General features: G+C 54.9%; 17 protein-coding genes, 2 tRNA genes and 3 rRNA genes. 9 read left to right on the forward strand and 13 right to left on the reverse strand.

Annotated elements, in window-relative coordinates; all coding sequences use genetic code 11:
• Positions 1-57 precede the first annotated feature (57 nt).
• Both JYB85_RS10845 and JYB85_RS10850 read left to right on the forward strand, forming a co-directional pair.
• Positions 58-1314: an HD-GYP domain-containing protein gene (locus tag JYB85_RS10845; protein ID WP_207379318.1), complete on the forward strand. Its 1257-nt coding sequence runs from the start codon at positions 58-60 to the stop codon at positions 1312-1314.
• 122 nt (positions 1315-1436) lie between these two features.
• Positions 1437-1751, forward strand: a complete 315-nt coding sequence (locus JYB85_RS10850) for a DUF3135 domain-containing protein (protein ID WP_207379319.1) — start codon at positions 1437-1439, stop codon at positions 1749-1751.
• A gap of 21 nt (positions 1752-1772) precedes the next feature.
• Here JYB85_RS10850 and corA read toward each other — a convergent pair whose 3' ends face one another.
• A complete protein-coding gene (gene corA, locus JYB85_RS10855; RefSeq protein WP_207379320.1) occupies positions 1773-2720 on the reverse strand; it encodes a magnesium/cobalt transporter CorA in 948 nt (315 codons plus the stop codon).
• A gap of 412 nt (positions 2721-3132) precedes the next feature.
• Between corA and JYB85_RS10860 the strand changes: the two genes are divergently transcribed.
• A protein-coding gene (locus JYB85_RS10860; RefSeq protein WP_207379321.1) for an IS3 family transposase occupies positions 3133-4208 on the forward strand; the annotation gives its coding sequence in 2 pieces (ribosomal slippage) (positions 3133-3382 and positions 3382-4208; 1077 coding nt in all).
• Between the two features lie 198 nt (positions 4209-4406).
• On the opposite strand, the gene rrf is transcribed toward JYB85_RS10860, so the two are convergent.
• The 6 genes from rrf to gmhB all read right to left on the reverse strand — a co-directional run bounded on the left by rrf (position 4407) and on the right by gmhB (position 10826).
• Positions 4407-4522, reverse strand: a 5S ribosomal RNA gene (gene rrf, locus JYB85_RS10865).
• A 279-nt stretch (positions 4523-4801) separates the two neighbouring features.
• Positions 4802-7694, reverse strand: a 23S ribosomal RNA gene (locus JYB85_RS10870).
• A gap of 283 nt (positions 7695-7977) precedes the next feature.
• Positions 7978-8053, reverse strand: a tRNA-Ala gene (locus JYB85_RS10875).
• 130 nt (positions 8054-8183) lie between these two features.
• Positions 8184-8260, reverse strand: a tRNA-Ile gene (locus tag JYB85_RS10880).
• A 71-nt stretch (positions 8261-8331) separates the two neighbouring features.
• Positions 8332-9874 (reverse strand): 16S ribosomal RNA (locus JYB85_RS10885).
• The 16S, 23S and 5S rRNA genes sit together here with 2 tRNA genes alongside, the layout of an rRNA operon.
• Before the next feature lie 397 nt (positions 9875-10271).
• Positions 10272-10826: a D-glycero-beta-D-manno-heptose 1,7-bisphosphate 7-phosphatase gene (gene gmhB, locus JYB85_RS10890; protein WP_207379322.1), complete on the reverse strand. Its 555-nt coding sequence runs from the start codon at positions 10824-10826 to the stop codon at positions 10272-10274.
• 174 nt (positions 10827-11000) lie between these two features.
• Here gmhB and JYB85_RS10895 point away from each other — a divergent pair, with 174 nt between their 5' ends.
• The gene (locus JYB85_RS10895; protein ID WP_207379323.1) at positions 11001-12344 is read left to right on the forward strand and encodes an aminopeptidase P N-terminal domain-containing protein; all 1344 of its coding nucleotides are present in this window, start codon (positions 11001-11003) and stop codon (positions 12342-12344) included.
• Between the two features lie 110 nt (positions 12345-12454).
• Here JYB85_RS10895 and JYB85_RS10900 read toward each other — a convergent pair whose 3' ends face one another.
• A complete protein-coding gene (locus JYB85_RS10900; protein WP_228730083.1) occupies positions 12455-13738 on the reverse strand; it encodes an NAD(P)/FAD-dependent oxidoreductase in 1284 nt (427 codons plus the stop codon).
• 3 nt (positions 13739-13741) lie between these two features.
• Positions 13742-14782, reverse strand: coding sequence for a proline racemase family protein (locus JYB85_RS10905; RefSeq protein WP_207379324.1), 1041 nt, complete (start codon positions 14780-14782; stop codon positions 13742-13744).
• A 215-nt stretch (positions 14783-14997) separates the two neighbouring features.
• Between JYB85_RS10905 and dapA the strand changes: the two genes are divergently transcribed.
• The 5 genes from dapA (at position 14998) to JYB85_RS10930 (ending at position 20451) form a co-directional block, all read left to right on the forward strand.
• A complete protein-coding gene (gene dapA, locus JYB85_RS10910) occupies positions 14998-15912 on the forward strand; it encodes a 4-hydroxy-tetrahydrodipicolinate synthase (protein WP_207379325.1) in 915 nt (304 codons plus the stop codon).
• A 24-nt stretch (positions 15913-15936) separates the two neighbouring features.
• The gene (locus JYB85_RS10915; protein WP_207379326.1) at positions 15937-16938 is read left to right on the forward strand and encodes a 4-hydroxyproline epimerase; all 1002 of its coding nucleotides are present in this window, start codon (positions 15937-15939) and stop codon (positions 16936-16938) included.
• Between the two features lie 34 nt (positions 16939-16972).
• A complete protein-coding gene (locus JYB85_RS10920; RefSeq protein WP_207379327.1) occupies positions 16973-18520 on the forward strand; it encodes an aldehyde dehydrogenase (NADP(+)) in 1548 nt (515 codons plus the stop codon).
• Between the two features lie 104 nt (positions 18521-18624).
• Entirely contained in the window at positions 18625-19296 is a 672-nt protein-coding gene (locus JYB85_RS10925; RefSeq protein ID WP_207320061.1) for a GntR family transcriptional regulator, read from the forward strand.
• A 90-nt stretch (positions 19297-19386) separates the two neighbouring features.
• Positions 19387-20451: a ketoacyl-ACP synthase III gene (locus tag JYB85_RS10930; RefSeq protein ID WP_207324111.1), complete on the forward strand. Its 1065-nt coding sequence runs from the start codon at positions 19387-19389 to the stop codon at positions 20449-20451.
• A gap of 79 nt (positions 20452-20530) precedes the next feature.
• Here the strand turns inward: JYB85_RS10930 and JYB85_RS10935 are convergent, their stop codons facing one another.
• From JYB85_RS10935 to JYB85_RS10950, 4 genes are all read right to left on the reverse strand, one after another.
• The gene (locus JYB85_RS10935; RefSeq protein WP_207379328.1) at positions 20531-21100 is read right to left on the reverse strand and encodes a lecithin retinol acyltransferase family protein; all 570 of its coding nucleotides are present in this window, start codon (positions 21098-21100) and stop codon (positions 20531-20533) included.
• A 120-nt stretch (positions 21101-21220) separates the two neighbouring features.
• Entirely contained in the window at positions 21221-21901 is a 681-nt protein-coding gene (locus tag JYB85_RS10940) for an exonuclease domain-containing protein (protein ID WP_207382042.1), read from the reverse strand.
• Positions 21902-21912: 11 nt separating this feature from the next.
• Positions 21913-23760, reverse strand: coding sequence for a DUF294 nucleotidyltransferase-like domain-containing protein (locus JYB85_RS10945; RefSeq protein ID WP_207379329.1), 1848 nt, complete (start codon positions 23758-23760; stop codon positions 21913-21915).
• A 128-nt stretch (positions 23761-23888) separates the two neighbouring features.
• Positions 23889-25607 (reverse strand): sodium:solute symporter family protein, encoded by a 1719-nt coding sequence (locus JYB85_RS10950; RefSeq protein WP_207379330.1) that lies wholly within the window; start codon positions 25605-25607, stop codon positions 23889-23891.
• Between the last annotated feature and the right edge of the window lie 10 nt (positions 25608-25617).

A 25617-nucleotide genomic window follows, 5' to 3' on the forward strand; every position in this document is an offset into this window, starting at 1 on the left:
ATTGTAAAGTCGGGTGATTGAGTTAAACTAACAAGAGAGTTAACTGACTGACATAATATGAAAAAAAGCTGTAAAGTCACGGTCAACCAGCTACAGGTCGGTAATTTCATCCGTCTGCCGGTCGCCTGGAAGGATCATCCATTTCTGTTCAACAGTTTTCGCCTTAAACAAGAGGCGCAGATCCAGCTTATCCGTAATCTGGGCATCAACCACGTTTTTGTCGATTTGGAACGCAGCGACGTGCCCCCTTTGCCACCCGATACCCTGCCGGAGCCGCAGCCGCTGCACAAGCTGGACTCCCTCAGGGAAGCCATGGACAAGGAGAAGCTGGAAAAGATTGAGCAGCTGAAAAAAATGCGCCGTGAGCTGCACAAGACGGAGCAGAGTTTCAATCGCTCCATCTCCATGATGCGCAATCTGATTAACAAGCTGCGCAGTCGGCCGCTGAATGCGGTCAATGATGCCAAGGATCTGGTGCAGGACATCACCAAACAGTTGCTCGAAAGCGATAACCTGGTGCTGCATCTGATGAATGATGCCAAGAAGGAAGATGGCATCTATTTCCATTCCCTGAACGTCGCCGTGCTGTGCATGTTGATTGCCAAGGAACTGGGCTGGGGCCGGGGCGAGATTGAAGCCATAGGCCTGGGAGCTCTGTTCCATGACATAGGCAAGCTCAAGGTGCCGCAGCAAATCCTCAAGAAACAAGGCCCGCTGACCACGCCCGAGATTAACTTTATCAAGCAACATCCACTATTCGGGGCGGAAATGATCAAGCTGGCGGACAACTTTCCCGAAGCCGCCCTGCCCGCCATTACCCAGCACCATGAGTTTCTCGATGGCAGTGGCAGCCCCAAGGGCCTTAAAGAAAAAGATCTTGATAAGATGGCCCAGTTGGTTGCCGCCATCAACCAGTATGACTCCCTGTGCCATCCGGATGTGATGACCCATGCCAAAACCCCTTATGCTGCCTTGGGTTACCTGTATAAAAACTTCAGGACCAAGCTGAATCAGGAATACGTGGGCATGCTTATCAAGATGCTCGGCATCTACCCACCGGGAAGCGTAGTGGAACTGTCCAGCGGACAATATGGCATGGTGATGTCGGTCAACGTGTCCAAGCTGCTGTTTCCGAGGATCATGGTCTATGACCCCCTGGTGCCCAAGGATCAGGCGCCTATAGTGGATCTCGAAGCCGAGGGACTGAGTATTTTACGCTGCCTGCCACCATCGGCACTGCCGGAAAAGGTATTTAATTACCTCAATCCCAGGGAAAGGGTCAGCTATTTCTTTGGTTCTGAATCCAAGTCTTGAGCCTTATAACCCAAAGGGAAACCCTGCTGCTTTTTTAGTCACAACAAATCTTGCCACCCCGACGCCACTTGGCTAGCTTGAAGTAAGAGCACCCGACAATCCAATGCGGGTGGGGAGGCAAGATGACACCACTGCCTGACTTTGACACCTTGCGCTGGCTCGCCGACCACGAGCCCGACAGGCTTGAGCAATTACAGCATCAGCTCAATCAGGAAGCCATTGCCGCCTCCGATGGTAATCAGGAACAACTTACCTGCCTGGTATTCAATCTGGAACAACAACTGGCGCGCTGCGACAATCCCTACCACAGATGCGTGGTCGCCATGGGCATGATGCGCAGTAAGCTCTATACCCTCTCCACCATCATCAACGAACCGGAAGAATTTCTGGAAACCGCGAAGATCATTCCTTTTCGCCGGCCTGCGCAGAAACCCTGATAACCAGAGCTGCAGTGGGATTCAGAGCCAGCCTTTACGCTTAAAGAAGAAGTAAGTACCACCGGCACTGGCCAGCATCATCAGAATTGCCATGGGATAGCCGTATTGCCAGGACAATTCAGGCATGCGGGCAAAGTTCATTCCGTAAATACTGGCAATAAGGGTTGGGGGCAGGAAAACGACTGCCGCAAGCGAGAAAATCTTGATGATCTTGTTTTGTTGCAAACCGCTGAAACCCATGGCGGCATCCAGCAAAAAGTTAAGCTTGTCGAAAATAAACTGACTATGGGGGATAAGCGACTCGATATCCGACAGCATCTCTCTCAAATCTTTCAGGTTTTCGTCGGATAGTTGGCCACGGTAGTAGCGCTGCATGTACCGAAGTGAGCGCTGGGTATCGAGCAAACTCAGACGCACCTTACCGTTGGCATCTTCCTGCATGGTGATGAGCTTGAACACTTCGTCCAGCTCTTCACTGGCAAAGACTTCCTCTCCGACATTTTCCAATACGGTATAAACGTCTTCGATAAGATCCGACAGATAATCCACCTTGAGATTGAACAGCTCCAGAAATAGCTCCTGGGGCGTGGAAACCTCCAGCCGGCCGAGACGCAAATAATTGCGCAACAGGCGGATAAGGCCCACATCATCTTCCCGGATGGTCAACAGGAAATTGGTGCGCAGGTTGAATGACACGTTGACACCGCGCACGTCCTGGCCAACGCGCTGCGGGAAAAGGGAGTTAATGTGCAAACCGTCGCTGTTTTGGTAAAAACGTGCCGAGGCCTCAATCTCGTTGATGTCCTCTTCATCGGGCAACTCTTCCACCGAAAACCTGGCCAGCCACTCGCGCTCATCATCTTCTGGCTTATAGAGATCCAGCCACAGAGTATTGGGAGGCAGGTTGTCATGGACACTGAGCTCGGTTACTGTCAAGCGACGGTGCTCATATACATAGGCAGTGATCATACAACCTCCCTGAAACTGAGGTGGCCAAAGGGCCGGAAATAAAAATGCCGCTAGTTTACCCGATAATATGTCAATGAAAAGCGTAAAGATTCAAAGCTACTGAATTAATTACTGGTCAGATCTGGCTCAGAATTATCGCCGGCGTGCATGGTCTGGGACTTATTGGAGTTACCCTCACAGAATAGCAAAAGGGTCACTCGCTTGGCTGGCCTTTTTACATTTCTTTCGGATTGGTTTGATTTTCAGTTGCAACGGGAAACCAGAATCAGGTGCCTGGCGATGGCCAGCTTCGAGCAAGCTCTCCGCGTTCAGCTGTCGCACCAAACTTCGTTTGGTAATGACCTCTCCCCCAACTTTAAGACCATGACATTGATGAGATTTCCAATACACTGGAGCCAATGGAGATCTCAACATGAAGAAACGCTACACCGAAGAACAAATCATTAAGGCCATCAAACAGCATGAGGCAGGGGCAAAGGTCGATGACATTTGCCGTGAAATGGGCATTTCTACGGGCACTTTCTATAACTGGCGCAGCAAGTATGCCGGGCTCGAAGTGAATGAAGCGAAGCGGCTGAGGGAGTTGGAGGCCGAGAACAACAAGCTCAAAAAGATGCTGGCCGACAAGATGCTGGAAGTCGAAGCCATGAAGGATGTGCTGTCAAAAAAGTGGTAACGCCAGCGGCAAAAAAGCCTGTTGCCCAGCACTTGATTGAAGGTTTCAGTCTCAGTGAGCGTGTGGCCTGCAAGCTGGCTGGGTTGAGCCGGACCGCGTTTCGCTATCAGCCCAGGACAAAGGCTGACAATGGGCTCAGACAGCGGCTGAAGGCGCTGGCGACGCAATATCCTCGCTATGGGTATTTAATGCTGCATGGTTTGCTCAGAGGCGAAGGCTGGGTCAAAAACCGCAAACGAACCTATCGGCTCTACACGGAGGAAGGCTTGCAGGTCAGAACGAAGAAGCGCAAGAAGCTAACCCGGCCAAGGCAGCCGATGGAGGTGCCGACAGCACCGAATCAACGTTGGTCTATGGACTTTGTGTCAGACCAACTCAGCAATGGTCGGCGCTTTCGGGTACTGAATGTCATGGATGATTATTCGCGGGAAATGGTCGGTCAATTAGTCTCTGTAGCCATCAGTGGCAGGCAGGTCGCCAGATTCTTGGACCAGTTGATGGAAGAGCGAGGCAAGCCAAACAAGGTTACTTGCGACAATGGGACAGAATTTACCAGCAAGGCAATGTTCTTCTGGAGTAAGGAAACGGGCGTCACACTGGCCTTTATCCAGCCAGGAAAGCCGACGCAAAATGCCTTTGTGGAAAGCCTGAATGGCAAATTCCGGAACGAATGTCTGAACCAGCACTGGTTCAGAACCTTAGACGAAGCCAGATACGAAATCGAACTATGGCGTGAACACTACAACCATGTTCGCCCACATAGTTCATTGAACTACACGCCGCCTGTTGAGTATGCCAAGCAGGCAGCATAAGCTGGAAAATCTCATCAAGGGATTGGTACTAATCTCGGGGAAAGGTCAGTAAGCGCAACAGCTTCACCCTACTATCACATGGTAAGGATGCATGCTTTGCATGCACTGAGTCATTCCCCATGTGAGCGCAGACTTTCACAGGCTGATAAATGAAAAAATCCCCAACACTAAGTGCTGGGGATTTTTCATTTATTAGGCGTCTGGCGATGACCTACTCTCACATGGGGAGACCCCACACTACCATCGGCGCGATTGCGTTTCACTTCTGAGTTCGGAATGGGATCAGGTGGGACCACAATGCTATTGTCACCAGACATAAAATTGTATGGAACAAATTTTAAACGCGCTTTAGCGCGGCCCGTTAGGGTCAAATACAAGGATGTATTTGATAAATTCGTTCCTAAATTTGGAAAGCTGCTGCTCTTACGAGCCTTGAGTCTCGACTTCAATCAAGTTTGGATATTCTTACGTACGACCTCCAGGGAAGGAGGAAGTGCTGGAAAATGTGGTGACCTACAAGGATGTAGGAAATACTTTAAATGCTTGGAGCATTTTTAAAGTAGAACATTTTCAGTAAAACCCATCTGGGTTGTATGGTTAAGCCTCTCGAGTCATTAGTATCAGTTAGCTCAACGCCTCACAACGCTTACACACCTGACCTATCAACGTCCTGGTCTCGAACGGCTCTTATGTGGACTCTAGGTCCAAGGGATGACTCATCTTGGGGCTCGCTTCCCGCTTAGATGCTTTCAGCGGTTATCGATTCCGAACGTAGCTACCGGGCAATGCCATTGGCATGACAACCCGAACACCAGCGGTTCGTTCACTCCGGTCCTCTCGTACTAGGAGCAACTCCCCTCAATCATCCAACGCCCACGGCAGATAGGGACCGAACTGTCTCACGACGTTCTGAACCCAGCTCGCGTACCACTTTAAATGGCGAACAGCCATACCCTTGGGACCGACTTCAGCCCCAGGATGTGATGAGCCGACATCGAGGTGCCAAACACCGCCGTCGATATGAACTCTTGGGCGGTATCAGCCTGTTATCCCCGGAGTACCTTTTATCCGTTGAGCGATGGCCCTTCCATTCAGAACCACCGGATCACTATGACCTACTTTCGTACCTGCTCGACGTGTCTGTCTCGCAGTTAAGCTGGCTTATGCCATTGCACTAACCGTACGATGTCCGACCGTACTTAGCCAACCTTCGTGCTCCTCCGTTACTCTTTGGGAGGAGACCGCCCCAGTCAAACTACCCACCAGGCACTGTCCCTAACCCCGATTAGGGGCCCAGGTTAGAACATCAACACTACAAGGGTGGTATTTCAAGGACGACTCCACGAGAACTGGCGTTCCCGCTTCAAAGTCTCCCACCTATCCTACACATGTAGGGTCAATGTTCAGTGCCAAGCTATAGTAAAGGTTCACGGGGTCTTTCCGTCTAGCCGCGGGTATACGGCATCTTCACCGCAATTTCAACTTCACTGAGTCTCGGCTGGAGACAGCGTGGCCATCATTACGCCATTCGTGCAGGTCGGAACTTACCCGACAAGGAATTTCGCTACCTTAGGACCGTTATAGTTACGGCCGCCGTTTACCGGGGCTTCGATCATGAGCTTCTCTTGCGATAACCCAATCAATTAACCTTCCGGCACCGGGCAGGCGTCACACCGTATACTTCCTCTTGCGAGTTTGCACAGTGCTGTGTTTTTGATAAACAGTTGCAGCCACCTGGTATCTGCGACTGCCGTCAGCTCGGGGAGCAAGTCCCTCCACCAACAGCAGCGTACCTTCTCCCGAAGTTACGGTACCATTTTGCCTAGTTCCTTCAGCCGAGTTCTCTCAAGCGCCTTGGTATTCTCTACCCGACCACCTGTGTCGGTTTGGGGTACGATTCCTGCTAACCTGAAGCTTAGAAGATTTTCCTGGAAGCCTGGCATCAACCACTTCAGTGCCGTAGCACCTCGTCATCAGCTCTCGGTGTATGTGTGCCCGGATTTGCCTAAGCACACCACCTACCACCTTAAACACGGACAACCAACGCCGTGCTGGCCTAGCCTTCTCCGTCTCTCCATCGCAGTTAGCAGAAGTACGGGAATATTAACCCGTTTCCCATCGACTACGCCTTTCGGCCTCGCCTTAGGGGTCGACTCACCCTGCCCCGATTAACGTTGGACAGGAACCCTTGGTCTTTCGGCGAGGGGGTTTTTCACCCCCTTTATCGTTACTCATGTCAGCATTCGCACTTCTGATACCTCCAGTGTGGGTTACCCCTTCACCTTCAACGGCTTACAGAACGCTCCTCTACCGCGTACACGTTATCGTGCACACCCGTAGCTTCGGTGAATTGCTTAGCCCCGTTACATCTTCCGCGCAGGCCGACTCGACTAGTGAGCTATTACGCTTTCTTTAAATGATGGCTGCTTCTAAGCCAACATCCTAGCTGTCTAAGCCTTCCCACATCGTTTCCCACTTAGCAATTACTTTGGGACCTTAGCTGACGGTCTGGGTTGTTTCCCTTTTGACGACGGACGTTAGCACCCGCCGTCTGTCTCCCGGATAGCACTCTTTGGTATTCGGAGTTTGCAAAGGGTTGGTAAGTCGGGATGACCCCCTAGCCTTAACAGTGCTCTACCCCCAAAGGTGTTCGTCCGAGGCGCTACCTAAATAGCTTTCGAGGAGAACCAGATATCTCCCGGTTTGATTGGCCTTTCACCCCCAGCCACAAGTCATCCGCTAATTTTTCAACATTAGTCGGTTCGGTCCTCCAGTTGATGTTACTCAACCTTCAACCTGCCCATGGCTAGATCACCGGGTTTCGGGTCTACACCTAGCAACTAAACGCGCAGTTAACACTCGGTTTCCCTACGGCTCCGCTATTCGCTTAACCTCGCTACTAAATGTAAGTCGCTGACCCATTATACAAAAGGTACGCAGTCACGGTCTCAAGAACCGCTCCCACTGCTTGTACGTATACGGTTTCAGGTTCTATTTCACTCCCCTCACAGGGGTTCTTTTCGCCTTTCCCTCACGGTACTGGTTCACTATCGGTCAGTCAGGAGTATTTAGCCTTGGAGGATGGTCCCCCCATGTTCAGACAACATATCACGTGTGCCGCCTTACTCGTTTTCATCTCTGGTTAGTTGTCGTGTACGGGACTATCACCCTGTACCGTTGTGCTTTCCAACACATTCCACTAACACCCCAAAGACTTAAGGGCTAATCCCCGTTCGCTCGCCGCTACTTAGGGAATCTCGGTTGATTTCTTTTCCTAAGGGTACTTAGATGTTTCAGTTCCCCTCGTTCGCCTCACTACACTATGTATTCATGTAGTGATGACAGCTTATGCTGCCGGGTTCCCCCATTCGGACATCGCTGGCTATAACGGTTGTTACTACCTCACCAACGCTTTTCGCAAGTTACTACGTCCTTCATCGCCTCTGACTGCCAAGGCATCCACCGTATACGCTTAGTCGCTTAACCATACAACCCAAATGAGTTTCACTTGAGCTGTTGCGACCAGCTGGTTTTACTTGGTCTCATTTCCAGGGTAGGAAATGGACCCGCCTTGAAGAATACCCAAAACACTTGATTGAAGTGTTTGAGAACTCAATTTTTGTATTAACTGAATCCATCTCTAAGAGAGGGTCCAGTTTCTACTATCAGCTTTCCAAATTGTTAAAGAGCGGGCTTAAAAAAGCCAAAGATAAATTCAATACTTATCTTTGGCGTCTCTATTCCTGAGACTGTCGCTGTGGCAGCGAAGTGGTGGAGCTATGCGGGATCGAACCGCAGACCTCCTGCGTGCAAGGCAGGCGCTCTCCCAGCTGAGCTATAGCCCCATTTCAGACAGCATCCGCCGTCATCACAGTCTGAAACAATGCGGGATGATTAATCTCATTCAGGCAAGGCGGGAACGGCGGAAGTTTACTGAAGTAAACGACGACGAGCCCAACGCAGCATCAATGAGATTGGTGGGTCTGAGTAGACTCGAACTACCGACCTCTCGCTTATCAGGCGAACGCTCTAACCACCTGAGCTACAGACCCTCACGCATTTGTCTCTTTTCATCTATCAAGCAATCTGTGTGAACACTCAACAGTGCGACGCATCGCTTAGGTAAGGAGGTGATCCAGCCCCAGGTTCCCCTAGGGCTACCTTGTTACGACTTCACCCCAGTCATGAACCACAAAGTGGTGAGCGCCCCCCCGAAGGTTAAGCTACCCACTTCTTTTGCAGCCCACTCCCATGGTGTGACGGGCGGTGTGTACAAGGCCCGGGAACGTATTCACCGTGGCATTCTGATCCACGATTACTAGCGATTCCGACTTCATGGAGTCGAGTTGCAGACTCCAATCCGGACTACGACCAGCTTTATGGGATTAGCTCCACCTCGCGGCTTCGCAACCCTCTGTACTGACCATTGTAGCACGTGTGTAGCCCTACTCGTAAGGGCCATGATGACTTGACGTCGTCCCCACCTTCCTCCGGTTTATCACCGGCAGTCTCCCTAAAGTTCCCGGCATGACCCGCTGGCAAGTAAGGATAAGGGTTGCGCTCGTTGCGGGACTTAACCCAACATTTCACAACACGAGCTGACGACAGCCATGCAGCACCTGTCTCAGAGTTCCCGAAGGCACCAAGGCATCTCTGCCAAGTTCTCTGGATGTCAAGAGTAGGTAAGGTTCTTCGCGTTGCATCGAATTAAACCACATGCTCCACCGCTTGTGCGGGCCCCCGTCAATTCATTTGAGTTTTAACCTTGCGGCCGTACTCCCCAGGCGGTCTACTTAATGCGTTAGCTTGAGAGCCCAGTGTTCAAGACACCAAACTCCGAGTAGACATCGTTTACGGCGTGGACTACCAGGGTATCTAATCCTGTTTGCTCCCCACGCTTTCGTGCCTGAGCGTCAGTCTTTGTCCAGGGGGCCGCCTTCGCCACCGGTATTCCTCCAGATCTCTACGCATTTCACCGCTACACCTGGAATTCTACCCCCCTCTACAAGACTCTAGTTTGCCAGTTCGAAATGCAATTCCCAGGTTGAGCCCGGGGCTTTCACATCTCGCTTAACAAACCGCCTGCGCACGCTTTACGCCCAGTAATTCCGATTAACGCTTGCACCCTCCGTATTACCGCGGCTGCTGGCACGGAGTTAGCCGGTGCTTCTTCTGTGGGTAACGTCACAGCTATAGGGTATTAACCTACAACCTTTCCTCCCCACTGAAAGTGCTTTACAACCCGAAGGCCTTCTTCACACACGCGGCATGGCTGGATCAGGCTTGCGCCCATTGTCCAATATTCCCCACTGCTGCCTCCCGTAGGAGTCTGGGCCGTGTCTCAGTCCCAGTGTGGCTGATCATCCTCTCAGAACAGCTAGGGATCGTCGCCTTGGTGAGCCTTTACCTCACCAACTAGCTAATCCCACCTGGGCCTATCCATTCGCGCAAGGACCGAAGTTCCCCTGCTTTCCCCCGTAGGGCGTATGCGGTATTAGCAGTCGTTTCCAACTGTTATCCCCCTCGAATGGGCAAGTTCCCAGGCATTACTCACCCGTCCGCCGCTCGTCACCTCAGGAGCAAGCTCCCTTGTGTTACCGCTCGACTTGCATGTGTTAGGCCTGCCGCCAGCGTTCAATCTGAGCCATGATCAAACTCTTCAATTAAAAGTTTTGGTGTTTGGCTTACGCCAAACTGCTCAATGAATTCTGTCGATTTTGCAACTGTAAACAGTCGCAAACTGCATGTTTGCATGGACATCATTCACTGATGAATATCGTTGTCGATGTCATCAGCTCTGCGAGTGTCCACACAGATTGCTTGATAAATTGTTAAAGAACTGTCGGCAACCTTGGCTGCCGGACCCGCTTGGGTCAACGGATGCGCATTATAGGGAGCCTGAACTTTCTTGCAAGGGCTTTATCGGGAAATGTGCTCCCATCTGGCCCGAGTGCACATAAATTCGCCTAAATGTGTGAGATTCAACACTCAGGCTTTATAAAGCCACATACTTGCAAACAGCTGCGCAACGGCGAGTTAACACCTTGCTATTGGCCTGATTACTCAGGCCTTGGATTTAAGATAGGCCGGCACATCTTTGATACTGTCGAGTACCACGGTCGCCAGGGTTTCGCCCTCGGCATCCAGCTTTTTACCCGTACGCACCAGGATTTTGGTGGGGATCCCGGCCGCCTCGGCTGCGCGCATATCATCGGCCTTGTCGCCCACCATGACAGAATTGGCCAAATCCAGTTTCAGAAACTTGGCAGCGGAAACAAACATTCCGGGTTTGGGCTTGCGGCAATCGCAGTCCTGCTTGTAGTCACCTATGCCTTTGTCAGGATGGTGGGGGCAATAATAGATGCCGTCGAGATCCACCCCTTTATCGGCAAAGTTCCAGTCCATCCATTCCGTCAGGCTGTGGAATTCATCTTCGGTGTACATGCCGCGGGCGATGCCGGACTGGTTGGTGACCACCACCAGCTTGTAGCCCATAGACTTGAGCGCCAGGCAGGCCTCGAACACCCCTTCGATATATTCAAACTCATCAACAGTGTGCACATAGCCGTGATCTTTATTGATCACCCCATCCCTGTCCAAAAATACCGCTCGATTCACTTTGTTACTCCGAAATTGCCACTGGCGCTATTATTCCACTCCTTTTGGGGAAATGCACCGCGAACTTGCGGCCTAAGTGCGGCCCAAGTATTTAGTGCAATCAGTCTTGATTTGTATATTGCATGCAAATATTCTAACCTTTCACAGTTCATTCTCCGCAAGGGTTCAATCAAGATGCAGCCCCCAACACACTTTGGATCCCGGGATAAGACCATGTATGCCGAGCGCCGGCAGCAACTGCTGAACCGTCTGCCCGGGGACTCACTGGCAATCCTGGCCGGCTACCCTCAGCGGGTACGCAGCAAAAACATCAAATATCATTTTCGCCAGGACAATGATTTCCTTTATCTGACGGGATTCAACGAGCCCGATGCCCAGGCACTTATGTGGCGTGAAGATCGCGAGGACAAACTGGTGCTCTTTTGCCGCCCGCGGGATCCGGCGGCCGAGGTCAGCTTTGGCCGTCGCAGCGGTCCCGAAGGCGCAATAGAGCATTTCGGTGCTGATGAAGCCTATGCCATAGCGGATTTTGATGAGGTGCTGCTGCAAAAACTGGCGGGCAAATGTTACATATTCCTCGGTGATGAACTGGGGCGGCTCAACGATAAACTGTGGCCCCTGCTCAACCGGCAGCGCCACACCAGCCCCTTTGATGCGATAAAGTCTTATCCCATTCTGACGCCCCTGGCCAAGGTGTTGCATCCGCTGCGGGTTATCAAAACCGATCATGAGCTTGGCCTTATCCGTCACGCCGTAAAGGCCTCGGTGGAAGGACACAAGGCGCTGCTGCGCAAGGTGCGGCCGGGCCTCAATGAAGCGCAGCTGGCGGCACACTTTATGGCAACCATTGCCGACAACCAGTGTCTCGACGTGGCTTACCCCAACATAGTCGCCGGCGGCAACAACGCCTGCTGTCTGCACTATGAGGACAATTGCTGTGAACTTAAGGACGGTGAATTGTTGCTGGTCGATGCCGGGGCCGAGTACCGCCACTATTGCGCCGACATCACCCGCACTTTTCCGATTAATGGCCGCTTCGCCCCGGCCCAACGGCAAATTCATGACCTGGTACTCAAGTCGCTGGATGCCGCCATCGCCCTGGTTCGCCCAGGCATGCCCTGGGACAGCCTGTACCAGACCTGTATGCGGGTGCTGGCCGAGGGACTCATCGAGCTGGGTTTGATCACTGGCAGCATAGATGAGGTGATGCACAGAGAGAGTTACCGCCGCTTCACAGTTCACAAGACGGGTCATTGGCTCGGTATGGATGTCCACGATGTGGGTCCCTATCACGACAGCGAAGGCAAGTGGCGCACATTGGAAGCCGGCATGGTTTTTACCCTGGAACCCGGGCTCTACTTTCCCGCCGATGCCGAGGATATCCCCGCGAAATACCGTGGCATTGGGGTGCGGATTGAGGATGATATCCTGGTAACTGAGGATGGCCATGAAAACCTGTCGCGGGGTGCACCACGCAGCGCCGCCGAGATCGAGGCCTTTATGGCACAAGTGGGTTGAGCTGGAGCAACAGCGATTCCTGAGCAACAGTAAACCTTAAGCAATTTTAAATAGAGGCTGCCACTGGCAGCCTTTATTATTGAAGCGTTTGCTTCTTATTAAAGCCCCTGTTAATCGAAACGATTGGCGCTGTAAGGCCCAAGATCCAGCTCAGGTTCATCACCGGCCATCAGGGTCGATATCAGCTCCCCCGTGACCGCCGCCCAGGTCAAGCCCAGATGCTGATGGCCAAAGGCAAAAAACACCCCCGCTTTGCCGCTCGGCCCCAGCACCGGCAAACTGTCGGGCAAAGAGGGTCTGAAGCCCATCCAGCGCTCCCCCTGCTCTACCCTGGCATCATTGAACACCTTCGGCAGCAGCGCCTTGGCGTGTGGCAGCAGGCAATCGGCCCGCTCCCGCGACATGGGAGCCTCAAGGCCGCCAAATTCCACCGTGCCCGCGAGGCAAGTGCCCCCTGTCATGGGGGTAATGATGAACTTGCGATCGAACGAGGCCACAGGACGACCGAGGCCACTTTGCTGTGGCAGCATCAGATGGTAACCGCGCTCGGTATCCAGGGGCACAGTGTTCCCTGCCGCCTTTGCCAGAGGCTTGGACCAGGCTCCGGTGGCAATCAGCAGCTTGTCGGTTGCCAGTAATTCACCCGAGTCACAGACAAGCCCAAGTCCGTCCCCCGGCAGCAGAGTGGTAACGCCTTGTTGTTCTATCTTGCCCCCCAGGGCGAGCAGCTTGGCGGCCACCGCCTGGCACAGGGCCTTGGGATCCGGCGTATGGCCCACCTCGGTAAAATACAAGGCGCCGGTGATGGCCGGGGATAGGCTCGGCTCCAATTGCCGCACCTCATCGCCGCTGAGCAGCCTGACCGCCACCCCGGCATCGGCGTACTTGTGGTATTCGGCCTCCATCACAGCTTTATCCCGGGTTTCGAACACCAGCAACGAGCCCTTGAGCACCAGCAATTCCGGGCAGCCACAAAAGTCCACCAGGGCCTGGGTGGCAGCAATTGAGCGGCGATTGAGGGCGGCTATGGCCTCGCCATTGTGCTTCCTTCTTGATGGCAACATATTGACCAGAAAACGCATAAACCAGGGCAAGGCCCGGTGGAAATAGGCGGGCTTTATCCGAAATGGCCCCAGGGGATCGAGCAACATGCCCGGCAACTTGGGCAACATGGCGGGATCGGCCAGGGGAAATACTTGCTCGGTGGCAAAATGTCCGGCGTTGCCGCTTGATGCCCCAGCAGCGACTCCTTCCCGGTCCAGCACTGTGACCTCAAAACCCTTGCGCCGCAAATCCAGGGCGCAGCACAAGCCCACTATGCCGGCGCCGACCACTATGACGCGCTTGTGCATCTGGACGCGCCTGTTCTCTTGGGCATCATTATTTTCTTCCATGGCTCACCTCAGCAAAAATCCGCTTGGGAAAATGTCGTCCGGATGCAGCAGGAATCTGTGCTCACCGGTAATAAAGGCCCGGCCACTGACCCTGGGGATCACCGCCTGCTTGCCATAAAAGTCACAGCTGTCGGTGGCGCTGACGCCCATGCAACCGCCCACTATGCTTTCGATACGCAAGGTCTCGCCCAGGGCCACCTCGCCCCTGGCCCGCAGCAGGGCAATGCGGCCGGCAACCCCTGTGCCCGTGGGTGAGCGGTCCAGTTCACCGTCGGCGAAAATGCACACATGGCGGGAATGATTGTTGCCATCACTGACCCTGGATGAGTAGAAGATGGTGCCATAAAGAAAGCCCAGATCCGGCTCCAACGGATGTGTTATCCCAAAAGATCCCATTACGGCCAGCTTGATGCGCCGTCCCCAATCGATAAGCCTGGCGCTATTGTCGGGAGTACACTCCAGTCCCAAAGCATCGGCATCAACATAGGCGTAGTAGGCGCCGCCAAAGCCTATATCAAAATTGACCTGGCCAATGCCTGGCACTCCGACACACAGATCCAGCGCCTCGGCCCAGGAAGGCACATTGAGAAAACTCGCCCCAATACTGCCATCGGCATTTCGCACCGCCTGGGCCCGAATGAGTCCTGCGGGCGCGTCGATGCGGATTTCCCGCGGCTCGGTCCCAAGAGGAATGGCGCCTGTCTCACAGACAATCTTGGTCAGGGCCAACACCGCATGGCCGCACATGCTGGAATAACCCTCGTTATGCAGGAACAAGACGCCGAAATCCGCACCGGGTGTCACCGGCCCGGTCAACAGGGCGCCGTACATGTCGGCATGGCCACGGGGTTCATACATGAGCACCCGGCGATAATCATCAAGCTTTTCTTTCACATAGCGCCGCTTGGCCAGCATGGTGTCGCCCGGAATATCAGGATAACCCGAGGTGATAATCCTCAGCGGTTCCCCTTCGGTGTGGGCATCGATACAGGTGAACTGCCTGAATTGCGACAATAATTCACTGTTGAGTGTCAAGGGTCCCATCATGTCTTCCTTTATAGATAATGTATCCAATATACTTTCACTGTTACATCCATGTAAAATGCATCCGTCGCTCCGAGTAATGCTTGCACTATTGTATACAATATACTATAACTTTGCACAATGCTTCAGGTCACACTTGGCGTTATATCACACATGTTCAGCTTAATGGGTGGGACAACGATGCAGATAAAAGACATTTTTCAAGAGGTTAGAACATGAAAGTTAACTGGCAAGGCGTGTTTCCGGCAATCTCCACCCAATTCAACAACGATGGCAGCATCAATTACGAGTCCAATGCCCGCATGTTGGAAGACCTTATCCGCGACGGTATCGATGGCATCATTGCCCTGGGTACCATAGGGGAAAACGCCTCCCTGAGCGCAGAGGAAAAGCGCGCCTTCATCAAGCATACGGTCGAAACTGTGGCTGGCCGCATCCCGGTGATCAGTGGCTGCACCGAAAATACCGCCGAACTGGCAATCAAATATGTGCGCGATATCGAAGCCCTGGGTGTTGATGGCGTGATGCTGCTGCCCGCAATGATCTACCGCGGCACCGACCGCGAAGTGGTGACCCATTACCAGATGGTCGCCCGCGCCACAAAATTGCCAATCATGATCTACAACAATCCCGTGGGTTATGGCGTTGATGTCAATCTGGAAATGACCGCCATACTGGCCGACGAGCCCAATATTGTGGCCATCAAGGAATCCACCACGGACACCCGCCGCCTGACCGAGCTGCAGAGCCGCTTCGGTGAGCGCTTCACCCTGTTCTGCGGCGTGGACGACATAGCGCTGGAATCCCTGCTGCTGGGTGCCACCGGCTGGATCTCCGGTCTGACCAACGTGTTCCCCCGCGAATCCGTGGCCCTGTATAAGCTGGCCCGTGCCGGTCGTATCGAAGAAGCCCGCGAGATCTACCGCTGGTTTATGCCACTGCTGCGTCTGGACACCATTCCAACCCTGGTGCAGTGCATCAAGTTTGCCGAACAACTGGTGGGCCGCGGCAGCGAGCAGGTGCGCATGCCACGCATGACGCTGATAGGTGAAGAACGCGCCTATGTGGAGCAACTGATGAACAAATCCGTTGCCAATCGTCTGGATTTGTCCAAGTACAACCTCGACTGAGTGTCTTCGCGGAGCCCGAACACTATGATCAAAGGAACCTTTTTTTGCGTCGATGCCCACACCTGCGGTAACCCGGTGCGGCTGGTCACCAGCGGCCATCCGCAGCTCAAGGGCAGCAATATGAGCGAGAAACGCCAGGATTTCCTGGCCCACCACGACTGGATCCGCAAGGCGCTGATGTTCGAGCCCCGCGGCCATGACATGATGTCGGGCTCCTTCCTGTATCCGCCCTGCTCGGCCAATGCCGACGCCTCGATTTTGTTTATCGAGACCAGCGGCTGCCTGCCCATGTGCGGCCACGGCACCATAGGCACAGTGACAGCGGCCATAGAGTCGGGGCTGCTGCAACCGCGCACTCCCGGCAAGTTGGTGCTGGATGTGCCCGCCGGCCAGATAGAAATCGACTTTCAGCAGACAGGTGCCAAGGTGGACTGGGTGCGCATCTATAACGTGCCCGCCTTCCTGGCACACAGGGACGCGGTTTTGGATATTCCGGGTCTGGGCACACTCAAGGTCGACGTGTCCTACGGCGGCAACTTTTACGTGATTGTCGATCCCCAGCAAAACTTCCCCGGTCTGCGCCACTGGAGCGCCGCCGAGATCCTGCGCTGGAGTCCCATAGTGCGCCAGGTGGCACACGAAACCTTGAGCTGCGTACATCCGGACGATCCCACGGTTTGCGGCGTGTCCCATGTGCTCTGGACCGGCGACACCATAACTGACGGCTCCGACGGTGCCAACGCCGTATTCTACGGCGACAAGGCCATAGACAGATCCCCCTGCGGCACAGGCACCAGCGCCCGCCTGGCCCAGTTGCACGCCCGCGGCAAACTCAAGGTGGGCGACAGCTATACCCACGAAAGCATCATAGGCAGTCAGTTTATCGGCCGTATCGAGTCCGAAACCCGGGTCGGTGATTTTGCGGCCATTCGCCCCAGCATTCAGGGCTGGGCGAGGATCTATGGTCACAACGCCATAACGGTCGATGATGCCGATCCCTATGCCTTCGGCTTTCAGGTGATCTGACCCCACTTTGATCTGATCCCCCTAAGGAACATGCATGACAATTGAACTCAACGGCGGTCACTACATTCAGGGCCGCTGGCACCAAAGCGGTGAACCTTTTCATCGCATGGCGGCGGCGAGCAATCAGGCTCTGCCGGAGCCCTTTTATGATGCCAACGACACCGATGTGGACGCTGCGGTAACCGCCGCCGAAGCCTCCTTCTGGCTGTATCAGCAGAAATCCGCTGCAGAGCGCGCCGAGTTGCTTGAGGCCATGGCCGAAGAATTGCTGGCCGATGGCGCAGAGATAGTGGCCATGGCCATGCAGGAATCGGCACTGCCACAGGCCAGGCTTCAGGGAGAACTGAGCCGCACCTGCAACCAGCTCAGGCTGTTTGCTGCCGCGCTGCGCGACCCAATGGAGCCGGTAATAGTCGACAGAGCCCAGCCGGAGCGCACACCGCTGCCCAAGCCGGATATGCGTCTGGGGCAGCTGCCACTGGGGCCGGTCGCCGTGTTCGGCGCCTCCAACTTCCCACTGGCCTTCTCCACCCCGGGAGGCGATACCGCCTCGGCGCTCGCCGCCGGTTGCAGCGTGGTGGTCAAGGGCCATCCGGCCCATCCGGGCACCAGTGAGCTTTGCACCCGTGCCATTGCCCGCGCCATTGAAAAGTGCGATATGCCACAGGGCCTGTTTTCCCTGTTGCAGGGCCACAGCCCCAATTTGTCGACGGCGCTGGTCGGTCACGGCGCCATCAAGGCCGTCGGCTTTACCGGCTCCCTCAAGGTCGGCCGGATATTGGCCGATTGCTGTGCCACCCGTGCCGAGCCCATCCCCTTCTATGGTGAGCTGGGCTCAATCAATCCCCAGTTACTGCTGCCGGGAATGCTGGAAGCCCATGCCGAGCAACTGGGCCAAAATCAGGTCACGGCCATGTTGCTGGGTCAGGGACAGTTCTGCACCAACCCGGGGCTGCTGCTGGCCATCAAGGGGCCGGGGCTGGAGCGCTTTATCGCCACCGCAAGCAGGGCCCTGGCGGAGCAAGGCGCCGGCGCCATGCTCACCGCCGGCATAGCCAATGCCTATCGCCAGGGGGTGGAGTCACTGCTGCCACAGCTGGAGTTGCTGGCCCAGGGTCAGGCCATCGAAGCAAGCCATCAAACCCGTCCCACACTTGCAAAAGTCAGCGGTAAGGCATTGCTCGCCAATCCGGCGCTGCGCCAGGAGATTTTCGGTCCCTTTGCCCTGCTGGCCGTGTGTGACAGTGCCGATGAGCTACTGGACGTTATTAGTGCGCTGGAGGGGCAACTGAGTGCCTCGGTCCATGGGTTGGAGGAAGAACTCGCTGACTTTGGTCCCCATATCCAGCGGCTGGCATTCAAGGTGGGCAGGCTTATCTTCAATCAGGCACCGACCGGGGTCGAGGTTTGTCATGCCATGCAGCACGGCGGCCCCTACCCGGCAAGCACCGACAGCCGCAGCACCTCGGTGGGCAGCGGTGCCATGAAGCGCTTCCTGCGCCCCATCTGTTATCAGAATATGCCCCAGGCACTTTTGCCCGAACCGCTTAAGGATGGAAACCCTATGATATGGGCGCGGTAAAGGCATAAATAATAAAGGGGAACCCATGGTTTCCCTTTATTTATACCCGCGTTGGCGGTAATCTTGGTCGGATTAACGAAACAACGATTTAACAGACGGAAATTATGAGTCGAAACACGCCTATCGTTCATAAAACGCGCACTCAGGTTGTGGTCGAAGTACTGCGGGAGAAGATCCTTTCCGGCGACATAGCCGCCGGTGAACCACTGCGTCAAAGTGCCCTGGCAGAAGAACTCAACGTCAGCCGGATCCCGGTCCGTGAAGCCCTGCTGCAACTGGAAGCCGAAGGCCTGGTGAAATTCGAAGCCCACAAGGGTGCCACCGCCACCGAGCTGTCCGTTGAACAGGTGAAAGAATTATTTGAGCTCAGGGCGCTGATTGAAACCGATTTGCTTGCAAAAGCCATCCCGAATCTGCAAGATGAAGACTTAATTCAAGCTGAAAAAGTGCTTGAGCAGCTGGAATCCGCCTTCAAACAAGAAGATGCGGTGGGCAGCTGGGCCGAACTCAACACCCAGTTCCATACCTGTCTGTACAAACCGGCCAACCGCCCCCATACCCTGGAAGTGGTTCACGGTTTGAATACCAATTGCGATCGTTATATTCGCTTGCAATTACTGCTTGCCGGCGGGATCCCCCAGGCAGAGCAGGACCACAGGGACCTGTTGACCCTGTGCCGTCAGCGACAAACCGATAAGGCCGTGGCCCTGCTGCGTCAGCATATTTTGCATGCCGCGGAAGCCATTCGCACTCTGGTCGCAGAACAGGTAAAATAATCAGCGACAAATTGCCGATGCCAAAGGCATGATTGTCATGATTTGAGGCAGGCCAAAGGTTCTGCCTTTTTTATTTTGAGAGATAACCACATGCAGTACGCCACTATTACTGGCTGGGGGAAATGCGTTCCTCCCGCCGTGTTGACCAACCACGATCTGGCCACCTTCATCGATACCTCGGATGAATGGATTAAACCCAGAACCGGCATCAGTCAGCGCCATATAAGCCACGTCAACACTTCGGAAATGGCCTCGGTGGCCGCCAAGCATGCCCTGGCCGCCGCCGGCATCGACGGCAGCGAATTGGACATGATCATCCTGGCCAGTGCCAGTCCGGATACCCTGATCCCCAATATCGCCTCCACGGTTCAGGCCAACATAGGCGCCAGGTGTGCCGCCTTTGACATCAATGCCGCCTGCAGTGGCTTCCTTTTCGGTCTGGGGCTCGCCAGCTCACAGATCAAGAGTGGCCAGTGCAAGAAGGTATTGGTGATAGGCGCCGAACGCCTGAGTTTCTATCTGGACTGGTCCCGCCGCGAAACCGCCGTGCTGTTCGGTGACGGTGCCGGTGCCGTGGTTGTGGAAGCTAGCGAGACTCCCGGCGGTGTGCTGGGATATGAATTGAATAACGATCCCGAAGGCCGCGACATACTCAAGGCCGGCTTTGGTACCGCCATGGACAGATTCAGCGCCGAGTCACTGGATTTCTACATCCAGTTCGACGGCCAGGAAATCTTCAAGCGCGCCATCAACGGCATGGGCAAACTCAGTGCCCAGGTGCTGGAAAAGTGCGGTGTTGATAAAGACGAAGTGGATCTGGTAATCCCCCATCAGGCCAATGAACGTATTATCGATACCCTGGTGAGCCGGATGCGTATTCCCAAGGAAAAGGCCTTCGTCAACATCGCCAACTACGGCAATACCTCGGCGGCCACGATTCCCATCGCCATCTGCGACGCCCTGGACAAGGGTCTGATCAAGCCGAACCAAACCATTTTGTCCTGCGCCTTCGGTGCCGGTCTGACATCTGCTGCAGTGCTGTTCAAGTGGGGCGAACGCGTGACGCCTATCAATAAGTCCGACGCCGAGCTGCCACCCTGTGACCAGACGGGTCTGGAGCTGGTTAAGCGCGCCGTGGACTATTTTTGCAAGTAAGCTTTTGCAAGTAAGTCATTGTAAGTAGAACAGAATGACAGCGTAAAAAGCCACCTTAGGGTGGCTTTTTCTTTGCCCACTAAACAGGTACAGGATCCCAATACAGGGCGCGACTGTAGAAGCTGGCCAGCAATTGATTGAAGGCCTCGAAGCTCTTGACCTCACGGTCCTCGCCGCTCAGGCACTGCCATACGAAACGGTGGCAATTATTGGCAAAGAGATCGTAATCCCGAAACTGAAACAGCGCCTCGCTAGCCCGGTCGGCACAGGCTTGAGTGGCAAGAGGCTGATTATCATGATCGCAGGCAACGAAAATGCGGCTGCCGGTGCGACCGTGAAGAAAACGCTTGGCTGACACGGCGCGGATAAGACCGCTGCCATGAAGCTCCGCTATGCTGTCACCGAGCCAGACTCCGGTATGCTCCACCAGACCATAAACATGGCAACAGACTATGGCGCCGGGCACGGGCCGGACACTCGGGCCGTCAAACTGCCAGACACTGGGCGCCAACACAGTTGTGGCTTCATGGGGTTCGCGGGCGCTGCGTCCCAGGCTGCGCTCCAACAGCAGCTTGCGTCGGTTCTCGCGCTCGGCAAGCGCCAGCGCTCCGAGGGCTGCACCGCCAAGCCAAATCAAGGGTAGAGCCATGGCATCCTCCGTTAAAAAACGCCTTGTGCTATTGAGCTAAGGTAGATGCACTGCGCTGATTTAGGGAGGGAAATTCTGTAACCTGGTGTGTAACCGACTCACCTTCTGAGCCTGAGCCGCCTACCTGTAGAGTCTGGCCAGCTCATGACAATGGAGGGACTTTCCAAGACAGGCACTCTGGGCCAAAAACAGTTCCGCACAGGCCAACGCATCGGTCAGGGCGTTGTGGGCCGCATAGCGCGGTAAGCCATAACGGCTGCGGCAGGCGTCAAGGCGCAAACTGCCTTCCTTCAGCACATCTTCGCTGCGCAGCAATCTTTGCCTTTCCAGCGCCAGGGTATCTATGGCCAGCAATGGTAACCTTTCCCCCAGCTGCCGCTGCGCCGCTTGCTGAAGAAAAGCCAGATCCAGTGGCGCATGGTGGGCCAGCAATATATGCCCTTCGGCCCGCTCCAGCAGCCAGTCCAACGCCACCGCCGGCGTCAGACCGCCGCTGAGATCAAGGTCGGTGATCCCATGAATGGTGGCGCTGTGCCCCACGCTGCCGTCAATGCTCACCAGCACAGAGGCGGCATCCTCGAGATGAATTTGCCGCTCAAAAACCGGTACCAGACCCATGGCAAGGATCTGGTCTTTGACAGGATCCAGGCCGGTCATTTCCATATCCAGCGCCAATATAGGTACCTGCTCTAAAGGCCGTGACAACAACTGCCGCTGGCTGTCGAAAAAATGCCTTAACCTTTGTGAGTGCAATCTCCGCGCTCGCCAACTCATTCTGGCATTGAGCGCCAGTTCATTCAGTCTGAACAAGGCTAAAAACTCCGTAAAAAACTGAGTCTCAATCCCGACTGGGCGTCATGGACCACCTTAAAGGCATCCCGCAACTGGTGCCGCACCAGGGATGACAATTCCTGGGGCTTGAGGAAGTTGCTGCTGGCCTCGCCACGGCTATATTGCGCCCCTTGGTTGGCCAGGCGCATATGGGCAATAAACTCATGGGCATCGGCCAGGTTCAGGGCATCTTTGCGGTTGAGTATGCCCTGCTCCATCAAGGCGCGGATCCGCCTGGCGGTGTTGACTTCCTTGATCCCCGCCGACAGGGCATACACCCTGGCAATGTCATTGATAAGGGCGCTGCCCCTGTGTTTGAGATCTATGCCCTTAACCTCGGTGCCGTCTCGCTCAAGCACAAATTTGCGGAAAAATCCCAGTGGCGGTGCCTGATCCAGGCTGTTGCCTGTCATAGCAGCCAGGAAGATATCATTGTGACGGGTTTGCTCCAGCACCTTATCCTGCAGGTTATCGAACAGGCTCATGGGGCCAAACACGGGCCGCATATCGAAAAAGATACTGGCGTGCATCAAGGCCTTGGGTTCGGGCGCCAGTACCCAATCGGAGAACTTTTGCTGCCACTGGGCCAGCGACATGCGCCAGGTGGGATTGCGCGCCATGATGTCGCCGGGGCAGAAGCGATAACCGCATTGATCCAGCCCCTCACATACTCTCTCGGTCAGGGCGGCAAAATAGCCCTGGGCCTGTTCATCCGGTTCGTGGGCAAGCAGCAGGCCATTGTCCTGATCCGAGCAGGCCGCCTGATCCTGGCGTCCCTGGGAACCAAAGGCCAGCCAGCAAAAGGCCATGGGTGCCTCTCCCAGCAGCTGTTGGTTGAGCACAATCAGGCGCCGGGTCAGGGCATCGGTGACCGAGGTCAACACCCGCCCGATTTCTTCGGCCCTGGCATCGGCACTGATAAGGTTTTGCAGCAGCAAGGGGATCTGGCGACTGACAGAGATCAAACTCGGCAGGTCCTGCTGACGTTCTATTTCACCAATCAGCAACAGCGGCTGCGATGATTGGCTGCGCAGTATGTCTGTGCTGGTAACCACACCGACGGCCTCGCCTTCGTCCACCACAGGAAGATGATGAATATTGTGTTCACTCATCAGCAGCATGGCTTCGAAGACCAGCGCCTGGGGGCCGATAAACACCGGCTGGGGCGTCATGGCCTGATGTATTGGCAGGCTGCCATCAAGTCCCTCAGCCAGTACCCTATTACGCAGATCCCGGTCGGTCAGAATGCCACACAAGCGGCCATTATCCGTCACCAGTACCGATGAAACCCGGGCCTGGCGCATACAGACAGCTGCCTCGGCCACACTCAGGTGGCAATCCAGGGTCTTGGGGCTGCGGGACATCAGGCTGCTGATACGGCTGGTGGTGGTCAACTCCCTGGCCTTGAAGCGCCCCTGATGCCGCAGCCTTTTGGCAAAGGCGCGGTTAAAGAAGCGGTCGAACTCGCGACTTTCCTGGCGCAGGGCGTTGAAGCTGTCGAGGTCCAGCTGATACACCAAACCATCTTCGAGGATCACCACCTTATTGGTGATGGTCTCGCCCGACAACAGCGAAGGGAAGCCGAAGAAATCGCCCTCCCCCAACCTGTCCAGGAGTTCGTTGTCACTGTCGCGCACTTCAAAAGCACCACTGCGCACTATATAAAGCATGGGGTTATCGGGGCTCAAGTGCACCTGTCCATCGGCCCGGCTGTAATAGTTTATCCGCAGGCGCCGGGCACAGTGACACAAGGTGGTGGCACTGAGGCTGTCAAAGGGCACCAGTTGCCCAAGAAATTGCATCAGAGGCTGGATTTCGCTGGCATCCATACAAGGCTCCACAGAAAGGTCTGTCATCACTATAGCCCCGTAACCGCCATCGAACCATAGGACCAAAGGCCAAAGAGAATGAAAAAAGGCGCCGCAGCGCCTTTTTTATCAATGCCTTGTGACAAGGATCAATGATCCCCGGCCGCTCCGGCTCCCTTGGGGAAACGAATCGACTCGACCATCTCCTGTACCGCCATCGGCACTTGTGCTGTCACCTTGCTTACCGCCAGGGCCACACCGAAGTTCAGCAGCATGCCAATCATGCCAATACCTTCTGGAGAGATACCGAACAGCCAGTTGTCCGCAACGTTGGCGCTGGGGTTAATCAGCTTGAAGTAGACAATGTAACCTGCGGTAAAGGCCAGACCCACCACCATACCGGCGATGGCACCTTCCTTGTTCATCTTCTTGGAGAAAATCCCCATGACGATGGCCGGGAACAGCGAAGCCGCTGCCAGACCGAAGGCGAAGGCCACCACTGCTGCCACGAATCCGGGCGGATTAATGCCGAAGTAGCCGGCGATCACTATACCCACCGCTGAGGCGATACGGGCGTACATCAGTTCCTGCTTGTCGGAAATGTTCGGCAACAGGTTTTTCTTCAGCAGATCGTGTGATACCGAAGTGGAGATCACCAGCAACAGACCGGCCGAGGTCGACAGGGCCGCAGCCAGACCACCGGCGGCCACCAGGGCAATCACCCAGGCAGGCAGGTTGGCAATTTCAGGGGTCGCCAACACCATGATATCGCGGTCGATATTCATCTCGTTGGCATCGCCCTTGGCATAAAACATCTTGCCGTCGCCGTTCTTGTCATCCCACTTGATGAGACCGGTTTTTTCCCAGTTTTTGATCCACTGGGGCGCTGTCTCGTAAGCCACACCGGCAGAGTCTGGACCATTGATGGTCTCAATCATGTTCACCCTGGAGAAGGCAGCCAGAGCAGGAATAGTGGTATACATGATGGCGATGAACACCAGGGCCCAGCCAGCGCTGGAGCGGGCATGCTTCACCTTGGGAACGGTGAAGAAACGCACAATTACGTGTGGCAAACCTGCTGTACCCACCATCAATGCGGCGGTAATGGCAAACACATCAATGGTGCTCTTGGCACCTTCGGTGTACTGGGCAAAACCCAGCTCGGTTTGCAGGCCATCCAGCTTATCCAGCAAATAAACACCTGAGCCATTACCAGCGGCATCAAGCAATTGCGCACCGAAGCCCAGCTGTGGCAGCACATGACCTGTCATCATTACCGACAGGAAAATAGCAGGCACCATGAAGGCGAAAATCAGTACGCAGTATTGCGCCACCTGGGTATAGGTGATGCCCTTCATACCGCCGAGCACGGCGTAGAAGAACACCACCGCCATACCAATGTACACACCTGTATCCACTTCCACTTCCAGGAAGCGGGAGAACACCACACCCACGCCGCGCATCTGACCGGCAATGTAGGTAAAGCAGATGAAGATGGCGCAGACAACGGCCACGGTACGGGCTGCCTGGGAGTAATAGCGTTCACCGATAAAGTCAGGCACGGTAAATTTGCCAAACTTGCGCAGGTAGGGTGCCATACACAGAGCCAGCAGCACATAACCACCGGTCCAACCCATCAGGTACACAGAGCCGTCATACCCCACGAAGGACACAATACCGGCGAGCGAAATAAAAGACGCCGCCGACATCCAGTCCGCCGCCGTCGCCATACCGTTCATGACTGGAGGCACACCGCCACCGGCCACATAGAACTCCTTGGTGGAGCCGGCACGGGACCAAATCGCGATGCCGATATAGAGGGCAAATGACAGGCCCACAATTAAATACGTTAAGGTTTGAACATCCATTGCCGGGCTC

It is taken from the genome of Shewanella sedimentimangrovi (assembly GCF_017354965.1).
Taxonomy (GTDB): domain Bacteria; phylum Pseudomonadota; class Gammaproteobacteria; order Enterobacterales; family Shewanellaceae; genus Shewanella; species Shewanella cyperi.